General features: G+C 70.0%; 7 protein-coding genes. 4 read left to right on the top strand and 3 right to left on the bottom strand.

What is annotated here, in order from left to right:
* A partial coding sequence (locus AOK24_RS12805) for an AMP-dependent synthetase/ligase (protein WP_159051855.1) occupies window positions 1-1,125 on the top strand: 1,125 nt, incomplete at its 5' end.
* A 94-nt stretch (window positions 1,126-1,219) separates the two neighbouring features.
* Entirely contained in the window at window positions 1,220-2,056 is an 837-nt protein-coding gene (locus AOK24_RS12800) for an aldo/keto reductase (RefSeq protein ID WP_055720188.1), read from the top strand.
* A gap of 49 nt (window positions 2,057-2,105) precedes the next feature.
* Here AOK24_RS12800 and AOK24_RS12795 read toward each other — a convergent pair whose 3' ends face one another.
* The 3 genes from AOK24_RS12795 to AOK24_RS12785 form a co-directional block, all read right to left on the bottom strand.
* Window positions 2,106-2,801 carry an SDR family oxidoreductase gene (locus AOK24_RS12795; RefSeq protein ID WP_055720187.1) on the bottom strand — a complete coding sequence of 232 codons (696 nt, stop codon included), beginning with the start codon at window positions 2,799-2,801 and terminating at the stop codon, window positions 2,106-2,108.
* Window positions 2,802-2,882: 81 nt separating this feature from the next.
* Window positions 2,883-3,794: a class I SAM-dependent methyltransferase gene (locus AOK24_RS12790; protein WP_055720186.1), complete on the bottom strand. Its 912-nt coding sequence runs from the start codon at window positions 3,792-3,794 to the stop codon at window positions 2,883-2,885.
* A gap of 160 nt (window positions 3,795-3,954) precedes the next feature.
* Complete coding sequence (locus tag AOK24_RS12785) at window positions 3,955-5,685, bottom strand: glycoside hydrolase family 6 protein (RefSeq protein ID WP_055720185.1); 1,731 nt, start codon at window positions 5,683-5,685, stop codon at window positions 3,955-3,957.
* A gap of 428 nt (window positions 5,686-6,113) precedes the next feature.
* Between AOK24_RS12785 and AOK24_RS12780 the strand changes: the two genes are divergently transcribed.
* Together AOK24_RS12780 and AOK24_RS12775 are read left to right on the top strand one after the other, a co-directional pair.
* Complete coding sequence (locus AOK24_RS12780; RefSeq protein WP_055720184.1) at window positions 6,114-9,029, top strand: glycoside hydrolase family 48 protein; 2,916 nt, start codon at window positions 6,114-6,116, stop codon at window positions 9,027-9,029.
* 114 nt (window positions 9,030-9,143) lie between these two features.
* The coding region (locus AOK24_RS12775) for a sialidase family protein (protein ID WP_055720183.1) at window positions 9,144-11,436 on the top strand (2,293 nt) is incomplete at its 3' end.

Below are 11,436 nucleotides of genomic sequence, written 5' to 3'. Positions count from 1 at the left end.
CTGGCGCACGTCTTCGGGCGGATGGTGCAGGTCGCCGCGCTCAGGGCCAAGGTCCGCTTCGGGCACCAGCCGCAGATGCAGGCGGCCGTCCTGCTGCCCGACCTCGCCGCGTTCAAGCCGACGTTCTTCCTGGCCGTGCCGTACATCTTCGAGAAGGTGTTCTCCGCCGCCCGCCGCAAGGCGGAGCGCGAGGGCAGGTCGGGGCCGTTCGAGAAGGCCGTGGACATCGCCGTCGCGTACGCGGAGGCCGTGGAGGCGAAGGCGTGGGGCACGGGCCCCGGGCCGTCCGCCGGGCTGCGGGTGCAGCACCAGATCTACGACAAGCTGGTGTACGCGAAGGTCCGCGCCGCGATGGGCGGCCGGGTCCGCCAGGCGGTGTCCGGAGGTTCGGCGATGGACCGGCGGCTCGGCCTGTTCTTCGCGGGCGCGGGCGTGCAGATCTACGAGGGGTACGGGCTGACGGAGACGACGGCCGCCGCCACCGCGAACCCGCCCGGCCGCACCCGCTACGGCACGGTCGGCCAGCCCATCCCCGGCATGACCGTGCACATCGCGGACGACGGGGAGATCTGGCTGCGCGGCGAGAACGTCTTCCCCGCCTACCTCAACAACCCGAAGGCCACCGACCAGGCCCTGCACGACGGCTGGCTCGCCACCGGCGACCTCGGCTCCCTCGACGACGACGGCTACCTGACGATCACCGGCCGCAAGAAGGAGATCCTGGTCACCTCCGGCGGCAAGAGCGTCTCGCCCGGCCCGCTGGAGGAGCGGGTGCGCGACCATCCGCTGGTCGGCCAGTGCGTCCTCGTCGGCAACGACCGGCCCTTCGTCGCCGCCCTGGTCACCCTGGACCCGGAGGGCGTCGAGCACTGGCTGCGGATGCGCGACAAACCCGGCCTGTCCCCCGCCGAACTCGTGCGCGACGCCGACCTGGAGGCCGAGGTGCGCCGGGCCGTCGTCGCCGCGAACACGCTGGTCTCGCAGGCCGAGCAGATCCGTACGTTCCGCATCCTCGCGCAGCCCTTCACCGAGGAGCACGGCCTGCTGACGCCGTCCCTGAAGCTGAAGCGCAAGGCGATCGAGAATGCCTACGCGAAAGAGGTCGAGGCGCTGTACCGGTCCTGAGCCGGGCTCCGGCTTGGGCGCGAGGAATGCGCCGCGTACCGTGATCGTTGACTATGGAAGCACCCATGACGGACAACCGAAGGATCGAGAGCGCGTGAGCAGCAAGGTCCCCCCGATCATCCTGAACAACGGCGTCGAGATGCCCCAGCTGGGCTTCGGCGTGTGGCAGGTGCCGGACGACGAGGCGGAGCGCGCGGTCGCCACCGCCCTGGAGGCCGGGTACCGCTCCATCGACACCGCCGCGATCTACGGCAACGAGGAGGGCACCGGCAAGGCGGTCGCCGCCTCCGGTGTGGCCCGCGAGGACCTCTTCGTCACGACGAAGCTGTGGAACACCGAGCAGGGCTACGACTCGACGCTGCGCGCGTTCGACGAGTCCCTCGGCAAGCTGGGCCTCGACTACGTCGACCTGTACCTGATCCACTGGCCGACCCCGGCGCGTGACCTGTACCTCGACACCTACAAGGCGTTCGAGAAGCTGTACGCGGACGGCCGTGCCAAGGCGATCGGCGTCTCCAACTTCCCCGTCGAGCACCTGGAGCGGCTCATCGCCGAGACCTCGGTGATCCCGGCGGTCAACCAGATCGAGCTGCACCCCCACCTCCAGCAGCACGCGCTGCGCGAGGTCCACGCCGGGCAGGGCATCGCGACCGAGGCGTGGTCGCCGCTCGGCCAGGGCAAGGGCCTCCTGGAGGTCCCGGCGATCGTCGCGATCGCCCAGAAGCACGGGCGTACCCCGGCGCAGGTCGTCATCCGCTGGCACCTCCAGCTCGGGAACGTCGTGATCCCCAAGTCGGTGACCCCGTCGCGGATCAAGGAGAACATCGAGGTGTTCGACTTCTCCCTGGACGACGAGGACCTGGCGGCGATCAGCGCGCTGAACGAGGACCGGCGTATCGGCCCGGACCCGGCGGAGTTCAACCTCGCCTGACCTGAGGCGACTTGAGGGGCGGGACGTTCGGCGTCCCGCCCCTTTCGCGCTAGTTGGGCTGCCCGATCGGCCGGACGACGACCGTGTTGACGTCCACGCCCTCGGGCTGCTCCAGCGACCAGACCACCGAGCCGGCGATCTGGTCCGCCGTCAGGAGGTGGCCGGGCGGGAGGCTCCCGTAGCTGTCCCAGAACGGCGTCTCGGTGCGGCCCGGCGCGATGTGGGTGACGCCGACGCCCCACTCCGTGACCTGGCGGCGGGTGTTCTCGGCGAGTCCGGTGATCGCCCACTTCGTCGCCCCGTACAGGTTCCCGGGCGTCGGGACGAACCCGGCGACGCTGCCGACCAGCACGATCCGGCCCTTCGTCTCCTTCAGGGCGTCGATCGAGGCGCGGATCAGCAGCGCCGGGCCGAGGACGTTGGTGAGGATCATCTCCGGCCAGCCGGCCGGGTCGCCCTCGGCGACGGAATCGTGCGTGGCCGTACCGGCGTTGGCGACGGCCACGTCCAGACGGCCGTACCTCTCAAGGGTCCTGTCGACGGCGTGCTGGACATCGGCGTACTCGGCCGCGTCGCCGGGGAACGTCAACAGGCCCTCCGGGTCGCCGAGTTCCTTCGCGAAGGCGGCGAGGCGCTCCTCGCCCCGGCCGGTGACGGCCACCTTCCAATCCTTCGCGAGGAGTTGGCGGGCGACGGCCGCGCCGATGCCGCTGCCGCCGCCGGTGATGAGAGCTACGCGAGTCATGGTGTACCCCCTGTGTCGTGCTTGAACGAGAGGGAGTTCACCATGTGGAGCGCTCTCGAAGTCAAGCGCGTTCAGAGGGGGTCAGGCCGGTCGGACCGCCGTGTGCACGGTGTGGGCCGCGAGCACGTACAGGTCCGGGCGGCGCTGGATGCTTCCCGGATCGTGCGGATCCAGCAAACGGTCGACCGTCTCCCGGTCCTGCGCGTCGAGGTGTTCGCCGATGCCGTCGCGGACGCGGGTGAACTGTTCGACGACGTAGGCGCGGGCGCGGTCGGAGGCGGGGGCGGGGAGGTCGAGGAGGAAGCTCCGGGCGCGGGTGTGCTTGAGGCCCGCCGAGGCCAGCAGGGCGGCCCAGTCCTCGCGTTCCGCCACCGCGCCCGGCAGGTCCGCGCGCATCCGGGCGAACCAGTCCGCGCTGAGCGCCTCGATGCGGGACTCCAGGCCGGGGCGGCCGAAGCCGAGGTCGCGGGGGAGGTAGCGGGGGGAGAGGCCGCCCTCCATCAGCGCGAGGGTGCCGCCGGGTGCGAGACGCTGCGCGCAGGCGGCGAGGGCGGCGCGCTGGTCGCCGAGGTGGTGGAGGCTGCGGCCGGCCCAGACCAGGTCGGCGGGGTAGTCCAACTCAGCGAGGCTGCCGGGGAGTTCACCGACGAGGGTGGCGAACCGGTCGGCGTACCCGAGGCGTTCGGCGCGCTCGCGGGCCCGGTCGAGGAGCGGCTGCGAGCCGTCGGCGGCGATGACGCGGGCGCCGGGGAACGTCTCGGCGAACAGGCCGGTGACGACGCCGGGGCCGCTGCCGACGTCCACGATCAGGCCGGGCTCGGTGATCTCCTTGCCGAGCCAGGCGAGCGCCCGCTCGTACCAGGGGGCGTACAACTCGGCCTGGGACTCCAGGTGCTGGGACATCGCGGCCCAGTCGATGCCGGTGTCGCCGTCGGTGCCGTGGTCGTGCGCGTGCCCGTGCTGGTGATGCTGGTGCTGGTGCTGGTGTGCCATGTCGGTCACCCTCTCCTCGGTGGTGGCGACAGCGTGCGCCGCCGCACCGGGAGAGGGCCACTTCTCTTGCCGGTACCGCAAAAAATTGCCGTACCGGCAAAACCGGCTCGGCTGAGGGTCCCGCGCCCGCCGGGGTCCGGCGGGCGCGGGACGGGGAAGGTCAGCTGAGCGGCGGGTAGGCGTTCTGCATCAGCTGCTGGAACTGGGCGGAGAACCAGTGCCCGGACAGCGGCGAGTCGGGCAGGGCGCCGGACATGTTGTTGTTGTTGCGCGGGTTGCCGGTGTACGTCGGGTCGCACATGCGGTCGAAGCCCTTGCCCTCGTCGTTCGGGATCGCCGAGGAGGCACCGTCGGACTCACCCGGCGGCTTCATCCACACGTACGCGTCGAGCCCGGTGGCGGGAGCGGCCTTCGGGCGTTCGCCGAGCCCGGCACCGGACTGGTTGCACCAGTTCCCGACGTGGATACGGCGGTCGTAGCGCCCGCCGTCGACGTACGCGTCCACACTGGTCTGCGGGCCGGGTCCGGCCGGCCGCGCGCTGCCGCCCCAGCCGTTGCGGGAGGTGTCGATCAGCATGCCGATGTTGGACCGGAACCCGGCGGTCACCAACTGGTTGCGCAGGGCCAGCGCGTACGTCTGCTCGTCCGTGTAGCGGTTCCAGTCGACCCACTTCGACTCGCGCACCGACTTGCCGGCGATGGTCTCGCTGACGGAGAAGTTGTTCTCCTTCAGGGCGCTGTAGTTGGCCGTGTTGGTGATGAAGCCGTGGACGTCGTCGACGGTCGCGCCCTCGGAGGTCGCGGCCGTGTGGAGGATCTGGGCGGTGGGGGCGAAGTTGTCGTCCCAGCCGAGCCAGCCGTGGTGACCGGCGTCCACGTAGTTGTAGACGTTGGGGATCGCGCCGAGCTTGTCGAGCGCGTAGCCGACGCCCTTGACGTAGTTGCCGTTGGCCTTCATGACGTCACAGGCCGGGACGGCGGTGGGCCTGCTGCCCGTGTTGGTGATCAGGTTGGGCAGCGAGTCGATCTCGACGGCGGTGACGATCCGCAGCGAGGCGTACTTGGGGTCGGCGAGGATCGCGGCGATCGGATCGATGAACTGCGTCTTGTACTTGTCGATCTCCGTCGGGCCGAGCTCGCCGTTGGAGGCGAGCGCCGAGCAGTCGCGGCCGGGGAGGTCGTAGATGACGAGCTGGACGACCAGTTCGCCGCTGCCCTTCTGGGTGAGCGCGGTGTCGAGGTGGGCGCGCAGGCCGCGGCCGGTGCTCGTGCCGGTGATGGCGGCGATCCGGTCGAGCCAGATGCCGGTCGGCTGGTTGGAGACCCGCGAACCGCCGGGTTCGGCCGCCGCCTTGGCCGACCAGTCCGGGTTGACGTACACCTTGGCGCCCGCGTACGGGTTGTCGACGCGCGATCCGGTGCCGGGTCCGGGGGTGCCGGGGTCGGTGGGTCCGGTGGGTCCGCCGGTGCCGCCGTCGACGTTGCAGGTGACGCCGTCGAGTGTGAACGTCGCGGGCAGCGCGTTGCCGCCGCTGTAGGACGCCTGGAACCCGAAGCTCACCGAACCGCCGGTCGGCAGGGACCCGTTGTACGTCTCGTTGGCGGCGGTGACGGCCGTCCCGGACTGGGTGACCTTCGCGTTCCAGCCGCTGGTGACCTGCTGGTTGCCGCCGTACGACCACTTCACGGCCCAACTCGACTTGGCGGCCGAGTTGTTGGTGACGGTGACGTTGGCGGTGAAGCCGGTGCTCCACTCGTTCTGGACCTTGTAGTCGACGGTGCACGGGATCGCGGCGATCGAACCGGCGTCCGGGACCATCGCCAGCGCGGTCCCGGAGGCGCCGGCGACGAGCGCCAGGGCGGCGAGCATCGCTGTTCTGCTACGGCTCATGAGTGCGGGTTCCTTCTCTTCGGGGGTGCGGGTGTTTCGCATACCGCGTCGATCAGGTTCGGTGCGCCGGAGCAGGCGTGCGCGGTCGTCATCCGGAGAGGGGCGGATTCGACCACGGTTGAAAGTGCTGAATGCGAGGGATGTCGCATGAGCGACTCCTTGCAGCTCAGGCACGCCAAGACGGACGCACCGACTGATGGAATCGCTCCCACTGGTGTCAACGAAGCTAGCGGCAAGACCCGGTAAAGAACAGGGGAGTCACTGACTTTCCCTCAACAACGGCCGTCGAATCTTTTCGACTCTTCAAGAGCCTTGACCCCTGACACCCCCATCCTCACTATGGGAGCGCTCCCACTGGTTCAAGGCTTGTTGCTCCTCCCCCACTTCTTCCGCCGAGCACTCCCCGAGCCGCAAGGAGGAACCAGCACATGGACCCACGACGCAGACGCCGAAGGACGCGGCGCCTGTGGACCGCCGCCGTGGCGGCCCTCGCGCTCCCGCTGGCCACCCTGAGTACGCTCACCAGTACCGCCCAGGCGGCGGCACTCCAGTGCAGCGTCGACTACAAGACGAACGACTGGGGCAGCGGTTTCACCGCCGACCTCACGATCACCAACCGGGGCACCGACCCCATCAACGGCTGGACGCTGGGCTACTCCTACAGCGGCAACCAGAGGCTGTCGAACGGCTGGAACGGCACCTGGACGCAGTCCGGCGGCACGGTCTCCGTGCAGAGCGCCACGTACAACGCGAACATCGCGGCGGGCGCGGCCGTGAGCACGGGCGCCCAGTTCACGTACAGCGGCACGAACGCGGCGCCGACGAACTTCACCATCAACGGCACCTCCTGCGTCGGCGCGCACCAGCCGCCGATCACCGTGCTGACCAGCCCGACCGCGGGCGCGATCTACACGCAGGGCACGGCCGTACCGCTCGCGGCGACGGCCGCCGCCGCGGACAGCGCGACGATCAGCAAGGTCGAGTTCTACGACGACACGACCCTGCTCGGCACGGACACCACCGCGCCGTACACGTTCTCCGCGACCGGCCTGGCCGTGGGCTCCCACTCCCTGGTCGCGAAGGCGTACGACAGCCTGGGCGCGGCCGGGACCTCGACGCCGGTCGGCATCACCGTGGCCTCGGGCCCGGCGGTCGTCGCGTCGGTGACCCAGCTCGCCGTCCAGCAGGGCAAGACGGGCACCTACACGCTGCGGCTGTCGACGCAGCCCTCGTCGAACGTGACGGTGTCGACCGCGCGCGCCTCCGGCAACACCGGCCTGACGGTGACCGGCGGCGCCTCGCTCACCTTCACCCCGTCGAACTGGAACACCCCGCAGACGGTGACGATCACCGGCAACGCGACCGGCACCGGCGCGGCGGCGTTCGATTCGACGGCGACGGGCCTCGCGAAGGCGACGGTCACGGCGACCCAGATCGCCGGGCAGAAGACGTACGACGCCCGGTTCCTGGAGCTGTACGGGAAGATCACCAACCCGGCGAACGGCTACTTCTCGCCGGAGGGCATCCCGTACCACTCGGTGGAGACGCTGATCGTCGAGGCGCCGGACCAGGGCCACGAGACGACGTCGGAGGCGTACAGCTATCTGCTGTGGCTCCAGGCGACGTACGGCAGGATCACCGGTGACTGGTCGAAGTTCAACGGCGCGTGGGACCTCATGGAGAAGTACATGATCCCCACCCACGCCGACCAGCCGACCAACTCGTTCTACAACGCGTCCAAGCCGGCGACCTACGCGCCCGAGCTGGACACCCCGAACGAGTACCCGGCGCGCCTGGACACGTCCGTCTCGGTGGGCCAGGACCCGATCGCGGCCGAGCTGAAGTCCGCGTACGGCACGGACGACATCTACGGCATGCACTGGCTCCAGGACGTGGACAACGTCTACGGGTACGGCAACGCGCCCGGCAAGTGCGAGGCGGGGCCCACCGACACGGGTCCGTCGTACATCAACACCTTCCAGCGCGGTGCGCAGGAATCCGTGTGGGAGACCGTGCCGCAGCCGACCTGCGACCAGTTCAAGTACGGTGGCCCGAACGGGTACTTGGACCTGTTCACCGGTGACAACTCCTACTCGAAGCAGTGGAAGTTCACCAACGCCCCCGACGCCGACGCGCGCGCCGTGCAGGCCGCGTACTGGGCGGACGTCTGGGCCAAGCAGCAGGGCAAGGGCGCCGACGTCTCGGCGGCCGTCGGCAAGGCCGCGAAGATGGGCGACTATCTGCGGTACTCGATGTACGACAAGTACTTCAAGAAGATCGGCAACTGTGTCGGTCCGTCGGCCTGCCCGGCCGGGTCCGGCAAGAACTCCTCGGCCTATCTGATGTCCTGGTACTACGCCTGGGGCGGCGCGACCGACACCTCGGCGGGCTGGGCCTGGCGGATCGGCTCCAGCCACAGCCACAGCGGCTACCAGAACCCGCTGGCCGCGTACGCGCTCAGCTCGTACGCGCCGCTGAAGCCCAAGTCGGCGACGGGGTCGGCGGACTGGGCGACCTCGCTCACCCGCCAGCTGGAGTTCTACCGCTGGCTCCAGTCGGACGAGGGTGCCATCGCCGGTGGCGCGACGAACAGCTGGGCGGGGCGGTACGCCACTCCCCCGGCCGGGAAGTCGACCTTCTACGGCATGTACTACGACCAGCAGCCCGTCTACCACGACCCGCCGTCCAACCAGTGGTTCGGGTTCCAGGCGTGGTCCATGGAGCGGGTCGCCGAGTACTACCAGCAGACCGGCAACGCGCAGGCCAAGGCCGTCCTCGACAAGTGGGTGGACTGGGCGCTGTCGCAGACCACCGTCAACCCCGACGGCACCTACCGGTTCCCGGCCACGCTCTCCTGGTCCGGGCAGCCCGACACCTGGAACGCGTCAAGTCCGGGTGCCAACACGGGACTTCACGTCAACGTCGTCGACTACACCAACGACGTCGGCGTGGCGGGCGCGTACGCACGGGCGTTGACCTACTACGCCGCCAAGTCCGGTGACACGGAGGCCAAGACGGTCGCCAAGGCGCTGCTGGACGGCATGTGGTCGCACTACCAGGACAGCCTCGGCATCGCGCTCCCGGAGACCCGGGCCGACTACAACCGCTTCGACGACAGCGTGTACGTCCCGAGCGGCTGGACCGGCAAGATGCCCAACGGCGACACCATCAACTCCTCCTCGACGTTCGCCTCGTTGCGCTCCTTCTACGAGGACGACCCCAACTGGTCGAAGATCGAGGCCTATCTCGCGGGTGGAGCCGCGCCGACGTTCACCTACCACCGGTTCTGGGCCCAGGCCGACATCGCACTGGCCCTGGGTTCGTACGCGGAGCTGCTCGAATAAGTCCCCGCTGAGGCTTCGCGTATCAACACCGGGCGACCCCCACCCGCACAGGGGGTCGCCCGGTCGTACCTGTTTTCTTCCCGCACATGGCAGCACGAGGAAGGAACCCCCACCGTGCGAAGAACCCGCATCCTCACGACTGTGCTGGCGCTCGGCGCCGGACTGCTCGCGGGCGCCCCACCCGCCCTCGCCACCGCCCCCGACGCCAAGCCCGCGCTCACGGCGGAGTCGTACACCTGGAAGAACGCGCGCATCGACGGGGGCGGTTTCGTCCCCGGGATCGTGTTCAGCCGCAAGGAGAAGAACCTCGTCTACGCGCGCACCGACATCGGCGGCGCCTACCGCTGGCAGGAGTCGTCGAAGAGCTGGACGCCGCTGCTGGACTCGGTCGGCTGGACGGACTGGGGCCACACCGGGGTCGCGAGCCTCGCGGCGGACCCGGTCGACGCGAACAAGGTGTACGCGGCCGTCGGGACGTACACGAACAGCTGGGACCCCGGCAACGGGGCGGTGCTGCGCTCCGGCGACCGGGGCGCGACCTGGCAGAAGACCGACCTGCCGTTCAAGCTGGGCGGCAACATGCCGGGCCGCGGCATGGGCGAGCGACTCGCCGTCGACCCGAACCGCAACAGCGTCCTGTACCTCGCGGCGCCGAGCGGCAAGGGGCTGTGGCGTTCGACGGACTCCGGGGTGACCTGGTCGCAGGTGACGGCGTTCCCCAACGCCGGCAACTACGTGCAGGATCCGACGGACACCAGCGGGTACGCGAGCGACAACCAGGGCGTCGTCTGGGTCACGTTCGACGAGTCGACGGGCACGGCCGGCACCGCCACCCGCACGATCTACGTGGGCGTCGCCGACAAGGACAACGCCGTCTACCGCTCCACGGACGCGGGCGCCACCTGGTCCCGCCTCGCCGGCCAGCCGACCGGCTACCTCCCCCACAAGGGTGTGCTGGCGAACGGCAGCCTGTACCTCGCGTACAGCGACAAGGGCGGCCCGTACGACGGCGGCAAGGGCCGGCTGATGCGGTACGCGACGGCCACCGGCACCTGGACGGACATCAGCCCCGTCGCCGAGGCCGACACCTACTACGGCTTCAGCGGCCTGACCGTCGACCGGCAGAAGCCGGGTACGGTCATGGCGACCGCGTACAGCTCCTGGTGGCCGGACACGCAGATCTTCCGTTCGACGGACTCCGGCGCGACCTGGACGAAGGCGTGGGACTACACGTCGTACCCCAACCGCGCGAACCGCTTCACCATGGACGTCTCCTCGTCGCCGTGGCTGACCTGGGGCGCGAACCCGGCGCCGCCCGAGCAGACGCCCAAACTCGGCTGGATGACCGAGGCGCTGGAGATCGACCCGTTCGATTCGGCGCGGATGATGTACGGGACGGGCGCGACGATCTACGGCACCGAGAACCTCGGGAACTGGGACAGCGGCGGCCAGTTCACCGTCAAGCCGATGGTGCGGGGCCTGGAGGAGACGGCCGTCAACGACCTCGCCTCGCCGCCGTCCGGCGCCCCGCTGGTCAGCGCGCTCGGTGACATCGGCGGGTTCCGGCACACGAGCCTGACGGCCGTACCGCCGATGATGTTCACGCAGCCGAACTTCACGACGACCACGAGCCTCGACTTCGCCGAGACCAACCCGAACACGTTCGTGCGCGTCGGGGACCTCGACTCCGGTCCGCACGTGGCCTTCTCGACCGACAACGGCGCCAACTGGTTCGCCGGGAGCGACCCTTCGGGCGTGAGCGGCGGCGGCACGGTCGCCGCGTCCTCCGACGGCAGCCGCTTCGTGTGGTCCCCGGCGGGCACCGGCGTGCAGTACACGACCGGGTTCGGTACGTCCTGGCAGGCGTCCGGCGGTATCCCGGCCGGCGCGATCGTCGAATCGGACCGCGTCGACGCGCGCACGTTCTACGGCTTCAAGTCGGGCACGTTCTACGTCAGTTCGGACGGCGGCGCGACCTTCACGGCGTCCGCCGCGACCGGTCTGCCCACCGGTGACAGCGTCCGCTTCAAGGCGGTGCCCGGCGCGAAGGGCGACATCTGGCTGGCGGGCGGCGCGGCCGGCTCGGCGTACGGCCTGTGGCACTCCACCGACTCCGGGGCGACCTTCACGAAGCTGTCGAACGTCGAACAGGCCGACACGGTCGGGTTCGGGAAGGCGGCGAGCGGCGCCTCGTACCAGACGCTCTTCACCAGCGCGAAGATCGGCGGGGTGCGGGGCATCTTCCGGTCCACGGACAAGGGGGCGAGCTGGGTCCGGGTCAACGACGACGCGCACCAGTGGGGTTGGACCGGGGCGGCGATCACCGGTGATCCCCGGGTGTACGGGCGGGTGTACGTGTCCACCAACGGGCGGGGCGTGATCTACGGCGACACGTCCGACACGAGCG

It is taken from the genome of Streptomyces niveiscabiei, from assembly GCF_001419795.1.
In the GTDB taxonomy this organism is placed as follows: Bacteria; Actinomycetota; Actinomycetes; order Streptomycetales; family Streptomycetaceae; genus Streptomyces; species Streptomyces niveiscabiei.
The sequence above is the reverse complement of the archived record's forward strand: the minus strand, read 5'-3'. Positions and strand labels throughout refer to the sequence as shown.